Origin of the sequence: Rickettsia argasii T170-B, from assembly GCF_000965185.1 — a bacterium.
Taxonomy (GTDB): Bacteria; Pseudomonadota; Alphaproteobacteria; order Rickettsiales; family Rickettsiaceae; genus Rickettsia; species Rickettsia rickettsii.
Genome location: NZ_LAOQ01000004.1, coordinates 100,276 through 120,584 on the forward strand (window position 1 = coordinate 100,276; position 20,309 = coordinate 120,584).

Consider the following 20,309-nt stretch of genomic DNA (forward strand, 5'->3'; position numbering starts at 1 on the left):
AGCCTTACCAAACAATATGAATTAGCTAAACAATTTATACAAAAAATACCTAAAAATAAAATAACTCCATATCTCAGTAATATCTTCCAGGCAATAGAATTTTTATTAAATCCTGAAGAATATATTAATCAAATTCATATCGAAGCTCTTGTTAGCAACCTTAATTTTGCACAAGCACAAGCTATAGAAAAAATTAATAAGATTATCACTTGTTTAATCGCAATTAAGAAATACAACTTAGCGTTAAAGAACGTTGAGGAAATTTTACCATATGATAATAAAAATCAGGAAGCCATTGAGAATGGCTTCACAGCTGCAAGGCTAACTAATGATCACGAAAAGATACAGGAATATATTGGTTTATTATCACTTAAAGAAGAGCTAGAGCAGTATGAAAATCAAAATCCTAAAGAAATTCATGAATATTATCAATCAATAAAAAATGCACATTTACTTCATACTATCGGACAGGTTATTCCTAGTTACAGCAGTTGGAAAGTTAATCAAGAAGGAGAAACTACAAGTAATAACACTACTGCTTTAGGCAAATATCAAGGACTTGAATGTTACGGAAGAATTAGCGCAAAATTACAAGAAAAATTAGATAAGAATAAATGTGATAAATTTATAAATGCCTTAAAGAAAGATATAATATATAGACAACAGGGGGATAACGGCGTTAAATTTATCGGTAAAAAAGTAGTTGACATTAAAATTGATGGTGACCAGCGTTTATTCACAAATATATTACATTCAAACGAACAAGGTGAATTACTGATACATTTTGATCATCAAGGAAATCATAATGATGTAATAAAATTCGCCGGCGAACATCATCTAGAATTTCATCAAGATTCACTATAACTTTAATAAAATTATTAATTTTTACTCAAAAGGTTGGCGTAGGTTAATAGCGGCAGATATGGTACCCTCGTCTAAATAATCAAGTTCACCTCCGATAGGTATACCGCTAGCAAGGCGAGAAATTTTAGCAGGATGCTCTTTTAAATATTCTGTAATAAAATAAGCAGTAGTCTGACCTTCTAAAGTAGAATTAGTAGCAATAATAACTTCTTTAATATTTTCTGCAAAACATCTTGTGAGTAGTTCAGGTAACCGAAGTATGCTAGGGTTTTGTCTACTAGCTGCCGATAAATTATGACCGAGTACATGATATAAACCTTTAAAATTACCGCTACGTTCCATTGCCAATAATTCAGCCACAGTTTCGACAATAGCAATAATTGATTTATCTCTATATTCAGAAGAACAAATACGGCAAATATTTTCCGTATCCATATTACCGCAAATCTCGCATTTTACTATTTTCTTCTCTATCTCTACAAGATTATTAATTAGGCTTTTTAACCTTACGTCTTTATCTTGCAATAGGTAAAGCGCTATACGCCTTGCCGATCTACTACCAAGACCGGGTAATTTTGAAAAAAGATAAATTAGCTGATCTATATCATTATTATTTGTTTCATTCATAAATATACTCGTTTAATTTGAAAAATGAGCTACGTCGTATTATAAGAACTGCGGTACTCACCTATTAAGTGTATACGCTCCGCTCCTCGCCTTATAACTCCTTGCTCTTTTCCAAATTAAACTTCGTCTATTACTTAGGAGTATATTTAAGACTTAATAACGACGGTTCCAGCTATTTTATCATGTAATGCTTGTTTTTTAGAAGAAAAAAGTATGAAAAAAATACCGATAGGAAAAGTCATATACCCTAAAAATCTTTTAATTAACTGCTTTAAGGTCGGACGATTTAATGTTACGGCATCTACGATTTTCATACGTAAAAACATTTTACTAAGCGTTGCACCTTTATAATACCAAAGCGTTATGAAATATGAGCCTATTACTAATATATTAGTAGCAAAAATTGAAATATTAAACAAAATATATTTATTAAAATTTCCTGCTTTAAGATATTCATAAAATTCCTGACTCATAAACGAGTTAAACATTTCATTGGGATTATGAAGATTAATGTTATTGCTAAGGAAATAATCATTAAAGAACAGCCATAATAAATTAAAAGAACAAAATTGTGATATTGGGATTGCTATAAAGGCAAAGACTGATAAATCAAGTGCCGTAGAAAAAATTCGTGCTATAAAATCAGGATAAATAATTTGCTTTTTCATTGCCAGTTACTTTATTGTGGTGTTAGATAGTAAGGGTTATGGCAATCTCAGGATTTTAGCATGAGATTGCTTCGTCAAAACTTACAGTTTTTCCTCGTAATGACGATTAATACCCCTAATCAAAATTCAATATATTACATTCATGAATCAATTTGAAGCATATAGTTTATTATTTGTTGATAGTTTTGTCTCAAATCTTATTATAGGTTTTCAGAATGAATTAATATTTCATTCTATGAAAATGTTCGGAGGCTATAATAATTTAATAATGCTGTTAGTAGCTATTTGTGCTTCTCTTAGCGGTAATGCAATCAATTATATTGTTGGAAGAATAGTTTTAAATATCTTTTATGCTTCCAAAAATGCACAAAATATTTTAAGACATAAAAATTTAACAAAACTATATTATAAATATGAGATATTTATAATTTTCTTAATGGCATTTTCTTTTTGGGGAAGCTTTATTTCTTTGTTCTCTGGTTTTTTTAAAACAAAATTTCTAAAATTTTTAGGTATTGGTTGTTTGGCAAAAGCATGCTATTATGCTTTAGAATTGTATATATTTTAACGCATGAAAAAATTAACCAAAACTAATTCTCATAGACAACAAAAATTAGCAAGCATTATAAATGAAGCATTAATAGAAATTCTAAGGCGTGGCAAAATGCTGGATAGCAGACTTTTGGATTGTCCTCTCACTATTACGAAAGTTATAGTTACTGCTGATCTCAAAATAGCTAATTGTCATTTCTTGCCTTTTAATACTAAACTAACAATAGATGAAATTATGGATGCATTAAATAATTCTAAAAATGCTATCAGAAATTTTATTACTAATAAAATAAATATGAAATTCTCGCCTGATATAAGATTTCATTACGATCACGGATTTGATAATGCTATAAAAGTGGCACACTTATTAAAAGATCTCTGAATATAAGAATCTAATAATTTATTAAAAAAATTATTATCATGCCATATTTTAATCAGTAATGTTATAACTTAAATATGGCATAACAAAATAGATAACTTAAAAGAAATAAAAGGATTAACAGGTTTACGCGGGTATACTGCATTATGGGTATTCTTCTTACACGCCACATATAATTTGACCAGGTAACTCAATTGGAATGAATATAGCAATATTTGGCAGTCTTGGGGTTGTAATATTTTTTGTGTTATCCGGCTTTATTTTATGTTATGTATATAATACTAGATTTTATACGCATACCGTTAGTTATAAAAGTTTTTTACGTATTGCCAAAGTTTATCCCTTACATTTATTTATGCTTTTATGCGTATTAATGCAGAGTCGATTTTGTCAGAAATTCTTTCACCCTAAGATAATTCTTATACTTTTCTTCTTAATGTGTTCCTTATTCAAGCATGGGGGTTCACGGATTTAGTATCTTGGAATCAACCTTCATGTTCAATAAGTACGGCAATGTTTGCATATTAATTATTTCCTTTTTTAATATCATTGATGCAAAGATTATCAATAATTAAGTTATTGATAATCTTGTTATTTATATCTTATGGGATAATTCCTGCTCCTTATGCTTTTCAATGGTTGCAGACCCATATTAGTATAACAAAAGAGTACAATTTGCTTACGGTAAAAGCTTAATAATGTTTTTAGGTGTATTTATTTTTGGTTGTATAACATTTTTTATTACAAAATATATAAAATCTTTGAAACTTAATTATATTATTTATGATATTATTACATTTGTAGGAATTGCTGTTTTTGCTTATATTTTTATTATAATTAATGCAGAAACACTTTGGTGGCTTGCAGTTGGCTCATCCTTAATAATTATTGGAACATCTAATGATTCAGGATTAAGTAAACTTATTTTCGGTAATCCAATAACATATTTTCTAGGTCAAATTTCATATTCTTTATACCTTTCTGCTTTAACTACAGAATTTTTTGTAGCATATTACTGGATTTATCCAACTCCTTTATGGCTTAAATTTGCTACTTCGGTTACAATAGCTACTATTTTGCATTATATAATTGAATCACCAGCTCGCCAGTTCATTCGTCAATTAAAAGTGAGTAGATAGATAGGTGCTAGGGGATAAACTCAATCATTGAAAACAATAATTATCCATTATACTAAAAACACTTAAAAATTAAGCTGCTTTAGTACAACAGCCCCCTAGCATAAATGGACTAAAGGCTATAAATGTTTTGCAATGATGGAGTTTAAACATCATTTACAAAACGATAATATCATAATAATTAAAATAATCAAGATATTTTAGTTATTTTTTAAATTTTAAGTATAACTCAAATAAAAATAAATCCTTATTTTTATTAAATAACTTTAAAAAATTATTTTTTTATATTAAGATATAAAAATAATCTTTTAATAAAAATAAATAGAAAATGTCTCCTCAAATAATAGAGTTATTAATTTTTGCCGTTATTGCCTTTTACATTATCAACAAATTAATGACTACTCTCGGTTCTACTTCAGAAGAGGAACAGACAAAGCAAAAATCTTATTTTGGCGAACCGGTTATTAAGGACGTAACTTACAGTACAGTTAAATCTAATAAAGAAGAAAAAAATATTCCAACAGCCCAAGATATTAAAGCTTTTAAAGATATAATAGTAGAACATAATATAACTGCGGTCGTAGATGGAATGGAACAAGTCCATAAACGCCTTTACTCCTTTGACCCGGTTAAATTCATAAATAATGCTAAAACTGCTTTTCAAATGATTATAGAAGCTGCTTATAAAAAAGATGCTAAAGAATTATCTGAGCTGATAGATAAAAGATATTTGGAAGAATTTGAAAAAATAACACCGTCCTATGGTGATTTTTTTGACTCATCGGCTTTAAGTGCAAAATATTCAGAAATTTACATGTTCGGTAATAACATATTTATTAAATTACTATTTCAAGGTAAAAATGTAGTTGACAAAATCGAAGATTTAAAAGAAGAATGGACATTTACACGTAATGCTAATACCAAAGAAGTTGATTGGTTTTTAAGCAATATTGAGAGAGTGTAGCAATTATATCTTATGACCTGAATGTCATTTCCGCGGAATCGGGCATGACATAAAAAGACTATAAAACTAAATCACAAACTATTAGTAATGAGTAAAATTTTCTATATTATAGGCACTATATTAATAATAAGTGTCGGTATTTTTATGTTTCAAATGCAAACGATAACGGATAACAATCAAATAATCCCCAGAAAAGTTTTATTCGGTAACCCTGATAAAGCAAGGGTTTCTCTAACCTACGACGGCAAATATATTCTATATGTTGCACCGAAAGACGGTGTATTAAACATTTGGCTAGCACCCTCAGATGATATTAGTAAAGCAGAAGCCATAACCCATGACACAGGACGCGGTATTTGGTCTTATGCTAAAGCTTATAATAATAAAAATATTTTATATACCCAAGATTTTAACGGTGATGAAAATGACCGAATTTATAGCTATAACATAGAGACAAAAGAGACAAAATTACTTACTCCCGAAAAAGGAGTTAAAGCCGAAATAGCTGGAGCAAGTCATAAGAAGCCAAATGAGATATTAATATATTTAAATGAGCGTAATCCTGAATATTTTGATATTTACAAATTAAATCTAGATACTCTAGAAAAAGAACTGATTTATAAAAATGATAGATTTACTGATTATGTAACTGATGAAAATTTAAATTTAAGATTCGGTAGCTTACTAGATAAAGACGGAGCTGTTGAATATTATGAATTCAAAAACGGAGAACCAAAGTTATTTACTAAGATATCAATGGAAGATTCTTTTAACACTTCCATACTTGGTTTTGATGCTAGCGGTGAAACTTTATATATGCTAGAGGGACGTAATCGTAATACCTCCGCACTTAAAGCTATAACACTAGCTACAGGTAGTGAAGAAATATTAGCCGAAGATGCAAAAGCCGATATCGGCTTATTTACAGTTCATCCCACAAAACAAACTCCGCAAGCAGTATCTATAGATTATGATAGAGTCTCATATAAAATATTAGATAAAGATATTGAAGATGATATTAAATATTTGCAATCTATTGATCGCGGTGATTTAATTATTAATAGTAGAACGCTAGACGATAAAACTTGGGTCGTTGCTTATATGGCTGATAATGCACCGGTGAAATATTATAAATATGATAGGGCAAATAAAAAAGCTGAGTTTTTATTTACTAATCGCAAAGAACTTGAGCAATATAATCTTGCTAAGATGCTACCGATAATTATCAAGTCACGTGACGGGCTTGATTTAGTTAGCTATATCACTTTTCCAAATGATGTAAAGCTCGATAAAAATAATATACCCGATAGAAAAGTACCTCTAATTTTAAATGTCCACGGCGGTCCGTGGGTACGTGATAGCTGGGGATACAATCCTGAGCATCAGTGGCTTGCAAATCGTGGTTACGCAGTTTTAAGTATAAATTACCGTGGTTCTACCGGTTTTGGGAAAGATTTCTTAAACGCCGGTAATTTAGAATATGCCGGTAAAATGCACACCGATTTAATTGATGGTGTTAACTGGGCTATTAAGAATAATATAGTTGATTCTGACAAAGTTTGTATTATGGGTGGAAGCTATGGAGGTTATGCAACGCTTGTAGGTCTTACCATGACGCCTGACGTATTTGCTTGCGGTGTTGACGTTGTCGGTATGTCTAATTTATTAACTCATGTGCAATCTAAAGCTCCTTATATGACACCATTGTTAAGTATATATAAAACACGTATAGGACCTTGGGATACTGAAGAAGAAAAAGAGTTTTTAAGACAAAGATCACCAATTAATTTTGTTGATAATATCAAAAAGCCTTTATTTATAGCACAAGGTGTTCACGATGTGAGAGTCGTGCAGGCAGAATCAGAACAGATTGTAAACAGCATGCAAGCAAAGCATATACCGGTAGTTTATGCACTTTACAAAGATGAAGGCCATGGATTTGCAAAACCCGGTAATAGAATCTCATATTACGCTCTTGCCGAGCAGTTTTTAGCTAAGATTTTAAAAGGAAGAGCGGAACATATAGGAGATGACTTAAAGAATGCTAATCTCATTCTAAATGATAAAGAAAAAATTAGCGGTACAGAGGCAGAAAAGATTATAGATACGGCAGTTGGGCATTAAGAAGAAACTGTCATACCATGACTCGGGTTCCCCCCGTGGCTTGTCCATGGGATCTAGTTAAAAATACTAATAATTTTAGTATTTTTTATTGTTTTTTAGATTCCTGCTTTCGCAGGAATGACATAGAAGAGCGACAATGACATTAAGTAAGTTTGAGTACTATCATGCTACTTACAAATACTGAAAATTCTTACGGCTTAACTGCAAAACTTTTTCACTGGATCATGAGCATTATAGTTATATTAATGCTCGTTGTCGGTTTCTTAATGGATAATTTCGTAGAACTTCCTTTAAAATGGCAATTATACGGGATACATGAAGCAACCGGTATAGTTGTTTTATCTTTAGTAATAATAAGGCTTTTATGGAAATTCTATAATGCTAATGTTTTGCTACCGGAAGATATGCCAAATTGGCAAAAAAAGCCGCTAATATTAATATAAATTTGCTATAGCTTTTAATGTTATTAATGCCGATAAGCGGCTTTCTAATAACTATTTTATCAAACCATCATATTGATTTTTATGGTTTGTTTACTATAAATTCTTTTGCTCCAGATTTACAATTTGCCAAAATCTTTAAAAAAAATCCATAAAAAGGCTGCTTATTTACTGCTTTAATTATTTTTCATATACTAGCTGCATTATATCATCACTTTATTAGGAAAAATAACGTATTAAAGAGAATATTGAATGAGTAACCTCATTATAAACTTATTGACATATAATAAATTGTGTTTTATATACAAAGTAAGATCAGATAACTTACTATATTAGTATTATGAGTAAAAGTGCCAGAGTAGTAATCTCATCGAAAGGACAGGTAGTTATCCCTAAATATATAAGAAATAAACTTGGTTTACATTCAGGTTCTGAGTTAATAATTAACTACAAAAAAAATGAAACATTAGAATTGCTTCCTATAAAAAAAGATATCTATAGCTTTTTTGGTAAAGGTAAATATAAAGCTAAAAACGGTCCGGTGGATGTAGATGAAGCTATTAGTATTGCGGTTATCGAAAATGATAGGCATTGACACCAATATCTTAACTCGTACTTTTCTTGCAGATGATGAAATACAAGGTAAAGCAGCTCAAAATTTCTTAAAAAATAACATCACTAATAAGATTTTTATTGCATCATATGCATTACTTGAATTTGTATGGGTGCTAAAAGTAAATAAATTTACTCGCCAGGAAATTTATGAAGCAATAATTAATCTTATTGATAATTCCAGCTTTATCATTGGACATCAAGACATAATAATATCAGCTTTAAAGGTAAAGCAGACTTTGCCGATTATATGATTATTGCAGAAGGAGAAGTCAATAGTGCTAATAAGTTTATCACTTTTGATAAAGACATAGTAAGAGAAGTTAAAAATGCATCTTATCCATAAAAATTAATAGCAAATTAATAAATTATTTAAAATGAATATTCATGAATATCAAGCAAAAGAGATTTTAAGAAAATACAGCGTACCTACTTCCACCGGGCTAGTTGTTACGAAAACCGAAAAGATTAATGAAACCATAGATAAATTAAATACGGAAGTATATGTGATTAAAGCACAAATACATGCTGGCGGTAGAGGTAAAGCAGGCGGTGTTAAGGTTGTTAAGAGTAAAGAAGAAGCCAAAAAAGTTGCTCATGACATGTTTGGTATTAATTTAGTAACGCATCAAACAGGACCTCAAGGACAAAAAGTAAACCGTCTTTATATCGAGTCAGGTTGTGATATTTTAAAAGAATATTATTTTAGTATAGTATTTGATAGATCGGCTAGCTGTATTACTTTTATAGCTTCTACAGAAGGAGGAGTTGATATTGAAGAAGTAGCAGAAAAAACTCCGGAAAAAATTATTAAATTTTCCGTTGATCCTGCAACCGGTTTACAAGATTTTCATATGCGGGGCATAGCTTATGAGTTAGGCTTTAAGGATAACCAAGCCAAACAGATGAAAGAAATAGTAAAATCAGTCTATAATGCTTTTATTGAAACCGATACAGCACAAATTGAAATCAACCCATTAATTGTAAATAGCGACGGGAACTTATTAGCTTTAGATGCAAAAATTACTTTTGACGATAACGGCTTATTTCGGCATCCGAATATTACGGCAATGCGTGATCATGATGAAGAAGATCCTCTAGAAACTAGAGCAGCAAATGCAGGACTTAGCTATGTAAAAATGGACGGTAATATCGGTTGCATGGTTAACGGTGCTGGTCTTGCCATGGCCACTATGGATATTATTAAACTTTACGGTGCTTCGCCTGCTAATTTCTTGGATGTCGGTGGTGGAGCTGATCGTGAACGTGTAAAAGAAGCTTTAAAAATAATTTTATCTGATAAAGAAGTACAAGGGATTCTAGTTAATATTTTTGGCGGTATCATGCGTTGTGATATTATAGCAGAAGGGATTATTGCAGCTGCAAAAGACATAGATATAAAAGTACCGTTAGTAGTTCGTTTAGCCGGTACAAACGTTGAAAAAGGCGAAGAAATTTTATCAAATTCCGGTTTAGAAATAATACCAGCACATGATTTAGCAGATGCGGCAAATAAAATAGTTGAAGCGATACGGTAGATAACCGTCATGAGCTATGCAGGCATTGACCTTGTTGTATGGCTCGAAAAACCAGTTCAGTGTCATACCGTGGTTTGACCACAGTGTCCATCAAAAAATTAAAAAAGGACTGGATCACGCGACCAAGTCGCGGGATGACATCAAAGTAAAATAAAAACAATAAACATTATTTAACATGGCAATATTAATAAATAAAAAAACACAAGTTATCTGTCAGGGTTTTACTGGTTCACAAGGAACTTTTCACTCTGAACAAGCGATAGCGTACGGCACTAACATGGTTGGCGGTGTTACACCCGGCAAAGGCGGTCATACTCACCTTGATTTACCTGTATATAATACCGTACATGAAGCAAAAGCAAAAACCGGTGCAAATGCAAGCGTTATATATGTTCCGCCCGGCTTTGCCGCTGATTCGATATTAGAAGCAATCGATGCCGAAATTGAAGTAGTAGTATGTATAACGGAAGGAATTCCAGTGCTTGATATGGTGAAAGTAAAACGTGCTTTAGTCGGTTCTAAAACTAGATTAATCGGTCCTAACTGCCCTGGAGTTATCACACCGGGTGAATGTAAAATCGGTATTATGCCTGGGCATATTCATAAAAGAGGAACGATAGGTATTGTTTCAAGATCAGGTACTCTAACTTATGAAGCAGTAGCACAGACAACAGCAGTAGGACTTGGACAATCTACGTGTGTCGGTATAGGCGGTGATCCTGTTAACGGCACTAATTTTGTTGATTGTATTGAGATGTTTTTGAAAGATGATGAAACAAAAGCAATTATTATGATCGGTGAAATTGGCGGCAATGCAGAAGAAGATGCAGCTGAGTTTATCAAGCAGTCAAAAATCAAGAAACCTATAGTAAGCTTTATTGCAGGTATTACAGCACCTCCAGGTAAAAGAATGGGACATGCCGGAGCTATTATTGTCGGAGGAACAGGAAGTGCCGAAGATAAGCTTGAAACTCTACAAAGTGCCGGCGTAACTATCACTAGATCCCCTGCCGATATCGGTAAAACTATGTTAGATTTACTAAATAAAGGCTAAAGTTATTCAAGAGCAATTGCTGTCATTCCTACTAGGCCTTGTTGCGTGGAGACTGAAGGTCGTCATTGCGAGGAAATTACGTAAGTAATTGACGAAGCAATTTCAGGATGCTTGACAAGATTGCCACGTCGCTTCGTTCCTCACAATGATGATTTGGTATCCATGCAACAATGCTTTCGCGGGAATAACATAAAAAGCATTTACTGGTCTACACAACAATTCTTAAGAACTCTTATTATACCTAATTTCTTTAACTATATTTAATAATTGTGAGAAATCTATTAACCCAGGTATTAATTCTGAATCGATTATATACGCAGGTACTCCTTGCATTCTAAGACTTCTAGCTATTTTCATATTTTGAGTAATTAAATCTTTAATCTCATTGCTATCGGCAATTTCTTCAATTGCCGTAGCATTTAAGCCATTCTCAGTTAATAATTCTTTTATAGATTCCTTAGAAACATCTCTTATTTTTATTAATTCATCATGAACAGCTTTGAATTTACTTGGATTAACCTTATAAACGGCCAAAACTATTCTTGCAAGATATTCGGAAGCATCTCCCAGGATAGGAAGCGGTCTTAATACAACTTTAACTTTTGGATCGTTTTGCAATAATTCATTTATAGAAACATCGCCTTTTTTACAATAAGAACAATTGTAATCATAAAAAGCAATTATTGTTACATCACCGTCTTTATTTCCTATAACAGGAAAGCTTGTGCTATCTTCAATACTTAACTTATTATCTTTTAGATAGTTATTAACTTTAGTCTCATTTTCCTGTACTTTACGTTTTTGCAACCCTTCTATTGATTCTATTATTATTTCCGGAGTTTTAAGCAAATAATCTTTGATTATTTCTTGTACTCTTTCCTCTTCACATTTTCTTGCATCTTCGCTTTGTTTAACCTCAACAGAAACCGGATTTGTAGAATAAGTTTTCATTGTTTTGAAAACAAATAAAACTCCTATTACAACTATAAATATAACCAATATTTTACCTATAATATACTGCATAAATACCTTTTTTAAAAATTTTATATCTTCCTAAAATCTAAGTAATTCTATATGTCATCCCGCTTTCGCGGGAATGACATAAAACGAGCTATGTAACAAAGCCGGCTTGTCATCCGGTGTAGCAAAGTCCATTACTTCTGTCTTATTAATCTGCTCTGATCTCTTTTCCAGTCTTTTTCTTTAATTGACTCTCTTTTATCATGTAATTTCTTACCTTTAGCAATACCAAGTTCAACTTTCACTTTATTTTTTTTATTAAAATACATAGAAAGAGCTACTAGCGTATAGCCTTTTATTCTAATTCTACCGATAATTTTCTTTATCTCTTTAGTATGCAACAATAATTTACGCGGTCTACGAGTAACATGATTAAATCTATTCGCTTTTTCATATTCTGCAATATGGCAGTTATACAAAAATACCTCATGTTCGGTATCTGCCGCATAACTTTCTTCTATAGAAGCTTTGCCTTGACGCAGAGACTGTACTTCACTACCCTTTAATACAATACCCGCTTCTAATCTTTCTTCAATAAAATAATTAAAAAGGGCTTTCTTATTTTGTGCAATAACTTTCTTATATTCGGTCATATTTTTATAGATAGTGATGTTATGATGTTTTCAATTTGTTTTTTGGCACTATCGCTTGCTTCAGTTAATGGGGGTCTAATTTCATTTTCACATAAACCTAAATAATGTGCAGCATATTTTATCGGAATCGGATTAGATTCTACAAATAATGCTGTATATAAAGGTAGTAATTTCTGATGGATTTCTAATGCTCCTTTAGTATCGTTCTTATTCCATTTTTCTAATAGCTCTTTACATATATTAGGAACAATATTAGAGGCTACAGAAGTCCACCCTACCCCACCTTGAGCGTTAAAAGCTAAGACTACTTCATCATTACCGGTTAAAATATTGAAATCCTTTTTAACTGTTGCTCTGATCCGCAATGGACGTTCTAAATCTACACCACAATCTTTTAATGCTAAAATACGCGGTAGCTTGCTAAGTCTCAATATTGTCTCATCAGAAAAATCTACTCCGCTTCTAGTTGGAGCTGAATATAACATAATAGGTAGATTACACGCTTCATGCAATGCTTCAAAATGCTTATAAATCCCGTGTTGGGTAGGTTTGACATAAGATGGTGGACTAGCCATAAAACCATCTACGCCGATTTTTGTAGATTCCGCTGCAAGTGCTCTTGCATAAGTAGTATTATTTGATGAACACCCACTTATTATAGGAATACACTTATTAACGATTTCTACGCTAGTTTGCAGTAATAATTTATATTCTTCAAAGCTTAAACTACTACTTTCTCCCGTTGAGCCTGCAATTAATACTGCATCGACTTCATGCTTTATTTGATGTTTTACAATTCTCTCTAAAGCATATAAGTCTAACTTATTATCTTTAAAAGGTGTTATAAGTGCGGTAATTAAACCTTTAAATATGTTATGCATGATTTTTTTGATTTTAATTGTTTAGCTTATTAAATCGTCATTGCGAGGAAATTGCATAGCAATTGACGAAGCAATCTCAGGAGTTTGTTATTATTTCATGAGATTGCCACGCAGTCTACGACTGCTCGCAATGACGACTCGGTATCCATACAAAGGCAATACCTCCTCGCAATGATGTTTTTTCTACTCCCTAACAACACGCCTATACTCTTCTTTCAAACGATCTGCAATTTTATGATCATCAAAAATAATCTTTTTATTGCCAAGATCTATAGAATCAATATTTTGTACCTCAATTGCCGTGCCTGTAACAAAACATCCGGTAAAATCCTCTATTTGCTCTAATTTTAAACGCTCTTCTTTTACTTCTAGACCTAAATCTTTTGCAATTTCAATAATAGTCTGTCTTGTTATACCGTTTAAAAACCTATCGGCAATTGGAGTATATAATATTTTATCTTTAACAAAGAAAATATTTGTTGTAGTGCATTCAGCAATATACCCTTCATAATCAAGTAATAATGCATCATCATAGCCAAGAGCCTTAGCTTCTTTTTTACTCGTTATTGCCATATTATATTGAGCTGCGGATTTAGATTGTACCGGGGTGCTATCAGGCATTGCTTTACGCCAGCGGCTTACATGCAAATTTATACCTTTCTCAAAAGACCTCGGCATAGATGGAATACCAGCAATCAAAAGATTAGTAGATAAATACTGATTAGTGATATTTAGCGACTCGTCTCCGCACCAAATAAGCGGTCTTATATATGCATCCTTAATATTATTTTGTTTTATTACAAGTTCATGAGCTTTTATTATCTCGTCTACATTATAAGGTGCTTTCAAACCTAATACTTCTGCTGATTTTATTAATCTTGCCGTATGTTCTTTTAGTTTAAAAACTTTGCCGTTATAAGCTCTCTCACCCTCAAATACCGATCCTGAATAATGCAGGCTATGAGTCAAAACATGAATCCTTGCAAATTGATAAGGAACTAAATCACCGTTAATCCAAACATGCCAAACAATTTGCTCTAGTTTTATCATTGTCATTAACCTATATTTATATTAAAGTATTGTCAATCGTCATGAGCTATATGGCCGTAATTCTTATGTCATTCCTGCGAAAGCGGAAATCCAGTAGTATTTAATCATCCCGCGACTTGATCGCAGGATCTCAGAACACAGCCTGCGACATAAGATCCCGTGGTCAAGCCACGGGATGACAATAGTGAAATACAATTTTTTAAAATTAAACGAGTATACATGCATACATACAAAGCACATATTTTAATCGTTGATGATGATAGCAGAATATTAGCACTTTTAAAGCAATTTTTAAATAAAAATGCGTTTTTAGTATCAACGGCAAGTTCAGTCATAGAAGCTAAAAATCTATTAAAAACTTCTAATTATGATTTAATTATTTTAGATGTTATGTTACCTGAAATCACAGGGCTTGATTTTGCTACTACTATAAGGGATGCCGGTAATAATATTCCTATAGTTATGCTTACTGCTTTATCGGAAGCCGATGACCGTGTTAAAGGACTTGAAGCCGGTGCCTCTGATTATATAACTAAACCTTTTGAACCGAGAGAATTATTACTTCGGATAAATAACTTAATCAATAATTATAATAACTTTAAAAAAGAAACGAATATAATTAAATTCGGCAATAATTTTTATAATTCCGATACAAAAGAATTTACCAAGAATAATCAAATTGTATCTCTTAGCTCTACTGAACAAAAATTACTTGAGATATTAATAAAAAATTCCGGTAAATCTACTAGTCGTTTTGAACTGTCAAAAATAATGGGAGGTCTTAGCATACGTTCTATCGATGTACAAATTACAAGAATAAGAAGCAAAATAGAAGACAACCCAAAAGAGCCGAAATATTTAAAAACCGTGCGTAATGAGGGCTATGCACTTTATATCTAAATTATTACAGCATATTTCAAAGAGCTTCAGACAGGATGAATTTAAAAGCAAGCCTATACAGCGTATAAAAATACGTGAGCACAGACGATTCTTGAAAAATTCGCTTGTATCAAGCTCTTTGAAATATGCTTTACCGAGAACATTATTTGTACGGTTTATGTTTATTATAATCATTCCGATTTTAATAGGACAAATCGTTGCTATATTTTTGTTTTACGATCGTCATTGGTATAATGTTTCATATTATACTAGTACTATTATTATCAATGAAATAGAATCATTGATTAAAGAACATAGAAATAATTCAAGAGAGATAACCCATTTATCGGAAAATTATCTTAATTTATCTTATCAGTTTCAGCTTAATAAAAAGTTATCTATAAAACAGCCTAAATTAGGTGAACCTTTAACTATATTCAAAAATATTTTAGCTACAAAAATCCATGAAAAAATATAGTTAAACTAAATAAGGAAAATAAAATTGAAGTATTTTTAGAATTAAAAGATGGAGTATTATATATTACTTTTCCTGCAAAGTTACTACTTAATCCTACAGTATATATATTTGTTTTATGGATTATATCTTTAACTGTTATATTACTTTCTGTTTCTATTATTTTCTCCAAAAATCAAATTAAATCAATACTCACTCTTGCGGATAGCATGGATAAATTTGGTCGAGGTGTTTTAAAAGGCAAAAATTTTAAACCTTCAGGAGCCTTAGAAATAAGAAAAGCAGGGCTTGCTTTTTTAAAAATGAAAGCTCGTATTGAAAAACAAATTACTAAAAAAACCACTATGCTTGCTATGATTTCTCATGACCTTAGAACTCCTTTAACAAGAATGAAGCTACAACTTGAATTGATGGAAGAAAGCGAAGAAATCGAAGGGTTAAAACAAGATATATTAACTATGCAGCAAATGATAAATTCTTATTTAGATTTTGCTAAAGGTGAAAGTAAAGAAGAATTTGAAGACATTTTATTATTACCTTGGATGGAACGTTTTTTTAACAAATGGTCACATGTAAATATTGAATTTATAAAATCTACTAATTTAGATAAACTAGAAGTATGCATTAAGCCGAATTCTTTTGAAAGAGCCTTGTCTAATTTAATCGGTAACGCTATAAAATATGGAACTAAAATTAAGATATCCTCAAAAGATAATTCATCTACCGTAGCTATAATTATTGAGGATAACGGTCCCGGTATAGATGATACGGAAACACACCTTGTATTTAAACCGTTTTATAGATCAGATAAAGCAAGACAGCTTGATAATGCAAGTAACGTAGGACTTGGGCTTGCTATTACTAAAGAAATAATAAACGATCATAAAGGCTCTATTTATTTAGAAGATAGCAAGGATTTAGGCGGGCTATCGGTAAGAATCGAAATACCTAAAATATGACTACCGATGTCATTCCCGTGTAGATACCAAATCGTCATTACAAGGATAGGCAAAGCCAAGGGTGTGACAATCTCAGAAATTTTATATTGTTTCATGAGATTGCCACGCTCCTTGCAGTTGCTCGCAATGACGGAAAAATCGATCCATGCAGCAACATCTAAAATATAAAATAATGACTAACATAAAACATTTAGCAATAATAATGGACGGTAATGCTCGTTGGGCAGATCAGCATAACTTAACAAAATCTGAAGGGCATAAAGCAGGAGCCGATAAAATTCGTGAATTACTGCCTGAGTTTATTAACCTTAACATACCTTATATAACTTTATATACTTTCTCTTCCGAAAATTGGCAACGCTCAAGCACAGAAGTAGATTTCTTAATAAAATTATTAAGTATTTATTTAAAAACCGAATTAAATAATTTACATAAAAACGGCGTTAAAATAAAAGTAATAGGTAGGCTTAATTTATTAAGTAGCTCATTGCAAAAACAAATAAATAATGCTATAGCATTAACAAAAAATAATAATAAAATAACGCTTTGTATAGCTTTTAGTTATGGAAGTCGTCAAGAAATAGTTGATGCCTGCACAAAAATTATTACAAGCGGTAAAAAAGCAGTAAGTGACAGCGATATACAACACGCTTTATATGATCCTGAAATGCCGGATGTAGATTTATTAATAAGACCGGGCGGGGTTTATCGCATCAGTAATTTCTTGCTTTGGCAAGCAGCTTATGCTGAATTATATTTCTCACCCAAATATTGGCCTGATTTTAATAAATATGATATACAAGAAGCTATAAATGATTACTCAAAAAGAAAAAGAACATTTGGCAAAAGATAAACAAAAATCAAACATATATTTAAGAATCCTGTCCAGTATAGTTTTAGTTCCGTTATTTGTCGTAGCTATATTATGGTGTAAGCCTTTATTCTATATTCTAATGATATTAGTAGGTACGGGAATGTTAAGTGAATGGTATAATATGACCTACTCTTCTATTCCTGATCTATTAATCGGGCTAATTATTATTCCGATTCCTATAAGCCTATTAATATTTTTAAGTATGGAAGATACCAATAGATGGCTTATTATGCTTTATTTTTGCATAATGTGGTCGGTAGATACTTTCGCTATGATTGGCGGCAAAACTTTTAAAGGAGCAAAACTTGCTCCGCAACTTAGTCCTAAAAAAACCTGGAGCGGTTTAGTGACGGGAGTATTATCAGCAGGTTTAGTTGCGGTATTAGTTAGTTTTATACCAAACTTTCATATTGAAAATTACTATTTTTCAAATAAAATTTATTTGTTTATAATTAGTTGCATATTAGCATTAATAGCTCAATTAAGTGATTTATTTATTTCATATTTTAAGCGAAAATTTAATATTAAAGATAGCGGTCATATAATACCCGGTCATGGAGGAGTACTAGACAGATTTGATAGTATTATTTTAACCGCTCTGATATTATTTCTTATGAATATATATTTATGATAATATATTTAAATAATCATTCTAAAAAAATAATTTTAAATATCTTTTTAGCTTTACTGCTTGGATATTTTGTTTTTCATTGCATATATGGTAACAAAGGGATTATTGCATATTTAAAAGTAAATAGGCAGCTTGAAAAAGCTTATGATGAACTAAAAGGCTTACGAGCAGAAAGAGTAGAACTTGAGCATAACGTCAAATTACTTCGAACGGAATCTCTAAATAAAGATATGTTAGAAGAACAAGCAAAGAAAGTTTTAGGAGTAGCTGCTCCAAATGAGCAGGTGTTTAATCACCAATAACAAAACTTTGTTGTCATCCCGCGACTTGATCGCGGGATCCAGTCTTTTTTAATTTTTTTTGGATACCGTGGTCAAGCCACGGTATGACACAGAACGCGTTTTTCGATCCACACAACAACATTATTGATTAAAAGGAATTAAAAATCATTTATGACTATAAAAATTTATCAAAACGACCTACCTAATAATTTTGAACTTGAAGGAGATCTAGCTATAGATACCGAGACAATGGGACTAAATCTACATAGAGATAAACTATGTTTGCTACAATTTAGTAATGGCAATGGTGAAGCTCATCTTGTTCATTTTACAAATCAAGATTATATAGCTCCTAATGTAAAAGCATTATTATTAGATAAAACTAGATGCAAAATATTTCATTTTGCTAGATTTGATCTAGCATCCATAAAAAAATATTTAAATATAGATTTAGAAAATATCTTTTGTACTAAAATATCTTCAAAACTAGTTAGAACTTATACCGATAGTCATGGGCTTAAGGATTTGTGCCGAGAATTGCTTAATATAAATATTTCAAAACAACAACAATCTTCCTATTGGGGTGCGGATAATTTATCTTCAGAACAAAAAGAATATGCAGCAAAAGATGTGCTTTATTTGCATCAGTTAAAAGATATTTTACAAAAAATGCTACTTAAAGAAAATAGGTATGAACTTGCCCAAGATATTTTCCGTTTTTTACCGATAAGAGCTAATTTAGACCTTATCGGTTGGAATGAAATCGATATTTTCATGCATTAATTTATTAATACCATTTATTGACTTCAGGTATAAAATCAGGCGCACTATTTAATAGTCTATCTGTAATAAATTTTAATTAATAATTGAAGATTTTTGCAGAAATAGCAGTTCCTATTCCAAAAAAATCTTATAATTTACAGCAAAAAAAATTAAATTACCAGTTAAAATTTATTACAGACAGTCTATTAGTAGCTAATTGATTTTTTTAAATTACTGAGCCTACAATAGACTTATTGCATAATGTAGCTAATAAGGAAGAATTTGAAGGAAACACGGAAACACTTGCCACCGCAGCGTACATAAAATACGTGAGGATGTGAGTACCGGATTGACATACAAATTTACCCTTAGACGCAAGTTATACAAAAAGTTTAATTAATTAGTAACTAAAAAGGGATCTTTATGACTAATAGAAAAAAAATAGAAGTGCTAGATTCAGAGTCAGATTTAAATCTAAGTCTAGATAGTATAGCAAACCTCTGTTATACTAGGATTATAACTTGTGAAACAGAAGCAGACACTTTAAGTATTGATGGCGGTGTTTTTGCCGCATTTTGGTAGGCAGCCAATTATATAATAGATAAAGTATTAATGCTAATAAACAATATTTACTATTACCTTAGAGAAGAGGCATTATGAAACTTCATCTTATCAGAGTTATAAGGGTGCTTCAAAAGGTACTTACCATAATAATTGCAGTAATTTTATAAATGAGACAAAGCAGCATTATGATGCTTCATTAGATAAACATAAGGAGGTCGTTTTAGGTCATACTAATACTTTTTTTGGGTTAGTATGGTGGTAATACAATAAAAGTCAGCTAGGTGTCATACTGCAGCTTGACCACAGTATTTAAAAACAACTTAAAGTACTAATACTTTTAGTATTTTAAACTGGATCCCGCGATCAAGTCGTGGGATGACAG

General features: G+C 31.4%; 21 protein-coding genes and 4 pseudogenes. 19 read left to right on the top strand and 6 right to left on the bottom strand.

Annotated elements, in window-relative coordinates; genetic code table 11:
• Positions 1–885: 885 nt before the first annotated feature.
• Complete coding sequence (gene recR / locus RAT170B_RS05520; RefSeq protein ID WP_045805818.1) at positions 886–1,491, bottom strand: recombination mediator RecR; 606 nt, start codon at positions 1,489–1,491, stop codon at positions 886–888.
• A gap of 146 nt (positions 1,492–1,637) precedes the next feature.
• The gene (locus RAT170B_RS05525) at positions 1,638–2,159 is read right to left on the bottom strand and encodes an RDD family protein (RefSeq protein WP_014120784.1); all 522 of its coding nucleotides are present in this window, start codon (positions 2,157–2,159) and stop codon (positions 1,638–1,640) included.
• 142 nt (positions 2,160–2,301) lie between these two features.
• On the opposite strand from RAT170B_RS05525, the gene RAT170B_RS05530 reads away from it, so the two are divergent.
• The 11 genes and pseudogenes from RAT170B_RS05530 (at position 2,302) to sucD (ending at position 10,958) form a co-directional block, all read left to right on the top strand.
• Positions 2,302–2,727 carry a YqaA family protein gene (locus RAT170B_RS05530; RefSeq protein ID WP_045805819.1) on the top strand — a complete coding sequence of 142 codons (426 nt, stop codon included), beginning with the start codon at positions 2,302–2,304 and terminating at the stop codon, positions 2,725–2,727.
• Between the two features lie 3 nt (positions 2,728–2,730).
• Positions 2,731–3,093, top strand: a complete 363-nt coding sequence (rbfA, locus tag RAT170B_RS05535; protein ID WP_014014300.1) for a 30S ribosome-binding factor RbfA — start codon at positions 2,731–2,733, stop codon at positions 3,091–3,093.
• A 143-nt stretch (positions 3,094–3,236) separates the two neighbouring features.
• Positions 3,237–3,454 (top strand): annotated as a pseudogene (locus RAT170B_RS12190) (acyltransferase); the annotation flags it as partial.
• Between the two features lie 334 nt (positions 3,455–3,788).
• Complete coding sequence (locus RAT170B_RS05540; protein WP_082068678.1) at positions 3,789–4,229, top strand: hypothetical protein; 441 nt, start codon at positions 3,789–3,791, stop codon at positions 4,227–4,229.
• A 325-nt stretch (positions 4,230–4,554) separates the two neighbouring features.
• Positions 4,555–5,190, top strand: a complete 636-nt coding sequence (locus RAT170B_RS05545) for a Tim44 domain-containing protein (protein WP_014014297.1) — start codon at positions 4,555–4,557, stop codon at positions 5,188–5,190.
• An 87-nt stretch (positions 5,191–5,277) separates the two neighbouring features.
• Positions 5,278–7,314, top strand: a complete 2,037-nt coding sequence (locus tag RAT170B_RS05550; RefSeq protein ID WP_045805820.1) for a S9 family peptidase — start codon at positions 5,278–5,280, stop codon at positions 7,312–7,314.
• A 164-nt stretch (positions 7,315–7,478) separates the two neighbouring features.
• Positions 7,479–7,757 carry a cytochrome b gene (locus tag RAT170B_RS05555; protein WP_045805821.1) on the top strand — a complete coding sequence of 93 codons (279 nt, stop codon included), beginning with the start codon at positions 7,479–7,481 and terminating at the stop codon, positions 7,755–7,757.
• Positions 7,758–8,094: 337 nt separating this feature from the next.
• Positions 8,095–8,349, top strand: coding sequence for an AbrB/MazE/SpoVT family DNA-binding domain-containing protein (locus RAT170B_RS05565; RefSeq protein WP_014014293.1), 255 nt, complete (start codon positions 8,095–8,097; stop codon positions 8,347–8,349).
• Positions 8,336–8,712: pseudogene (locus tag RAT170B_RS05570) on the top strand (PIN domain-containing protein). The gene RAT170B_RS05565 and the pseudogene RAT170B_RS05570 overlap by 14 nt, the downstream one beginning before the upstream one ends.
• A gap of 31 nt (positions 8,713–8,743) precedes the next feature.
• Complete coding sequence (gene sucC, locus RAT170B_RS05575; protein WP_045805824.1) at positions 8,744–9,904, top strand: ADP-forming succinate--CoA ligase subunit beta; 1,161 nt, start codon at positions 8,744–8,746, stop codon at positions 9,902–9,904.
• Positions 9,905–10,079: 175 nt separating this feature from the next.
• Positions 10,080–10,958 carry a succinate--CoA ligase subunit alpha gene (gene sucD / locus RAT170B_RS05580; RefSeq protein WP_014014291.1) on the top strand — a complete coding sequence of 293 codons (879 nt, stop codon included), beginning with the start codon at positions 10,080–10,082 and terminating at the stop codon, positions 10,956–10,958.
• Positions 10,959–11,180: 222 nt separating this feature from the next.
• On the opposite strand, the gene RAT170B_RS05585 is transcribed toward sucD, so the two are convergent.
• The 4 genes from RAT170B_RS05585 to RAT170B_RS05600 all read right to left on the bottom strand — a co-directional run bounded on the left by RAT170B_RS05585 (position 11,181) and on the right by RAT170B_RS05600 (position 14,508).
• Entirely contained in the window at positions 11,181–11,981 is an 801-nt protein-coding gene (locus RAT170B_RS05585) for a DsbA family protein (RefSeq protein ID WP_045805825.1), read from the bottom strand.
• A gap of 131 nt (positions 11,982–12,112) precedes the next feature.
• Positions 12,113–12,571, bottom strand: coding sequence for an SsrA-binding protein SmpB (gene smpB / locus RAT170B_RS05590; protein WP_014014289.1), 459 nt, complete (start codon positions 12,569–12,571; stop codon positions 12,113–12,115).
• Complete coding sequence (gene dapA, locus RAT170B_RS05595) at positions 12,568–13,452, bottom strand: 4-hydroxy-tetrahydrodipicolinate synthase (RefSeq protein WP_004995750.1); 885 nt, start codon at positions 13,450–13,452, stop codon at positions 12,568–12,570. The genes smpB and dapA overlap by 4 nt, the downstream gene beginning before the upstream one ends.
• Before the next feature lie 183 nt (positions 13,453–13,635).
• Positions 13,636–14,508, bottom strand: coding sequence for a branched-chain amino acid transaminase (locus RAT170B_RS05600; RefSeq protein WP_045805826.1), 873 nt, complete (start codon positions 14,506–14,508; stop codon positions 13,636–13,638).
• Between the two features lie 213 nt (positions 14,509–14,721).
• Here RAT170B_RS05600 and RAT170B_RS05605 point away from each other — a divergent pair, with 213 nt between their 5' ends.
• The 8 genes and pseudogenes from RAT170B_RS05605 to RAT170B_RS10580 all read left to right on the top strand — a co-directional run bounded on the left by RAT170B_RS05605 (position 14,722) and on the right by RAT170B_RS10580 (position 19,945).
• A complete protein-coding gene (locus tag RAT170B_RS05605; RefSeq protein ID WP_014014286.1) occupies positions 14,722–15,402 on the top strand; it encodes a response regulator transcription factor in 681 nt (226 codons plus the stop codon).
• A pseudogene (locus tag RAT170B_RS05610) lies at positions 15,386–16,815 on the top strand (ATP-binding protein). Before RAT170B_RS05605 ends, RAT170B_RS05610 begins: the two are co-directional and overlap by 17 nt.
• A 145-nt stretch (positions 16,816–16,960) precedes the next feature.
• A complete protein-coding gene (gene uppS / locus RAT170B_RS05615) occupies positions 16,961–17,668 on the top strand; it encodes a polyprenyl diphosphate synthase (RefSeq protein ID WP_173018740.1) in 708 nt (235 codons plus the stop codon).
• Positions 17,628–18,320: a phosphatidate cytidylyltransferase gene (locus RAT170B_RS05620; protein ID WP_045805827.1), complete on the top strand. Its 693-nt coding sequence runs from the start codon at positions 17,628–17,630 to the stop codon at positions 18,318–18,320. Before uppS ends, RAT170B_RS05620 begins: the two co-directional genes overlap by 41 nt.
• Positions 18,317–18,622, top strand: a complete 306-nt coding sequence (locus RAT170B_RS05625; protein ID WP_014014282.1) for an FtsB family cell division protein — start codon at positions 18,317–18,319, stop codon at positions 18,620–18,622. The genes RAT170B_RS05620 and RAT170B_RS05625 overlap by 4 nt, the downstream gene beginning before the upstream one ends.
• A 150-nt stretch (positions 18,623–18,772) precedes the next feature.
• The gene (locus RAT170B_RS05630) at positions 18,773–19,384 is read left to right on the top strand and encodes a ribonuclease D (RefSeq protein WP_045805828.1); all 612 of its coding nucleotides are present in this window, start codon (positions 18,773–18,775) and stop codon (positions 19,382–19,384) included.
• Between the two features lie 209 nt (positions 19,385–19,593).
• A pseudogene (locus RAT170B_RS12415) lies at positions 19,594–19,761 on the top strand (palindromic element RPE1 domain-containing protein); the annotation flags it as partial.
• A 25-nt stretch (positions 19,762–19,786) separates the two neighbouring features.
• Complete coding sequence (locus tag RAT170B_RS10580) at positions 19,787–19,945, top strand: hypothetical protein (protein ID WP_014014280.1); 159 nt, start codon at positions 19,787–19,789, stop codon at positions 19,943–19,945.
• Positions 19,946–20,309 lie beyond the last annotated feature (364 nt).

Bases quoted from the DNA above. Each gene is read 5' to 3' on its own strand.
- RAT170B_RS05605 (WP_014014286.1), top strand. From the start codon at position 14,722: ATGCATACATACAAAGCACATATTTTAATCGTTGATGATGATAGCAGA.
- RAT170B_RS05630 (WP_045805828.1), top strand. From the start codon at position 18,773: ATGACTATAAAAATTTATCAAAACGACCTACCTAATAATTTTGAACTT.
- smpB (WP_014014289.1), bottom strand. From the start codon at position 12,571: ATGACCGAATATAAGAAAGTTATTGCACAAAATAAGAAAGCCCTTTTT.
- RAT170B_RS05585 (WP_045805825.1), bottom strand. From the start codon at position 11,981: ATGCAGTATATTATAGGTAAAATATTGGTTATATTTATAGTTGTAATA.
- dapA (WP_004995750.1), bottom strand. From the start codon at position 13,452: ATGCATAACATATTTAAAGGTTTAATTACCGCACTTATAACACCTTTT.
- recR (WP_045805818.1), bottom strand. From the start codon at position 1,491: ATGAATGAAACAAATAATAATGATATAGATCAGCTAATTTATCTTTTT.
- RAT170B_RS05600 (WP_045805826.1), bottom strand. From the start codon at position 14,508: ATGACAATGATAAAACTAGAGCAAATTGTTTGGCATGTTTGGATTAAC.
- RAT170B_RS10580 (WP_014014280.1), top strand. From the start codon at position 19,787: ATGACTAATAGAAAAAAAATAGAAGTGCTAGATTCAGAGTCAGATTTA.
- RAT170B_RS05540 (WP_082068678.1), top strand. From the start codon at position 3,789: ATGTTTTTAGGTGTATTTATTTTTGGTTGTATAACATTTTTTATTACA.
- RAT170B_RS05545 (WP_014014297.1), top strand. From the start codon at position 4,555: ATGTCTCCTCAAATAATAGAGTTATTAATTTTTGCCGTTATTGCCTTT.
- sucC (WP_045805824.1), top strand. From the start codon at position 8,744: ATGAATATTCATGAATATCAAGCAAAAGAGATTTTAAGAAAATACAGC.
- sucD (WP_014014291.1), top strand. From the start codon at position 10,080: ATGGCAATATTAATAAATAAAAAAACACAAGTTATCTGTCAGGGTTTT.
- RAT170B_RS05620 (WP_045805827.1), top strand. From the start codon at position 17,628: ATGATTACTCAAAAAGAAAAAGAACATTTGGCAAAAGATAAACAAAAA.
- uppS (WP_173018740.1), top strand. From the start codon at position 16,961: ATGCAGCAACATCTAAAATATAAAATAATGACTAACATAAAACATTTA.
- RAT170B_RS05525 (WP_014120784.1), bottom strand. From the start codon at position 2,159: ATGAAAAAGCAAATTATTTATCCTGATTTTATAGCACGAATTTTTTCT.
- RAT170B_RS05625 (WP_014014282.1), top strand. From the start codon at position 18,317: ATGATAATATATTTAAATAATCATTCTAAAAAAATAATTTTAAATATC.
- RAT170B_RS05530 (WP_045805819.1), top strand. From the start codon at position 2,302: ATGAATCAATTTGAAGCATATAGTTTATTATTTGTTGATAGTTTTGTC.
- RAT170B_RS05555 (WP_045805821.1), top strand. From the start codon at position 7,479: ATGCTACTTACAAATACTGAAAATTCTTACGGCTTAACTGCAAAACTT.
- RAT170B_RS05565 (WP_014014293.1), top strand. From the start codon at position 8,095: ATGAGTAAAAGTGCCAGAGTAGTAATCTCATCGAAAGGACAGGTAGTT.
- rbfA (WP_014014300.1), top strand. From the start codon at position 2,731: ATGAAAAAATTAACCAAAACTAATTCTCATAGACAACAAAAATTAGCA.
- RAT170B_RS05550 (WP_045805820.1), top strand. From the start codon at position 5,278: ATGAGTAAAATTTTCTATATTATAGGCACTATATTAATAATAAGTGTC.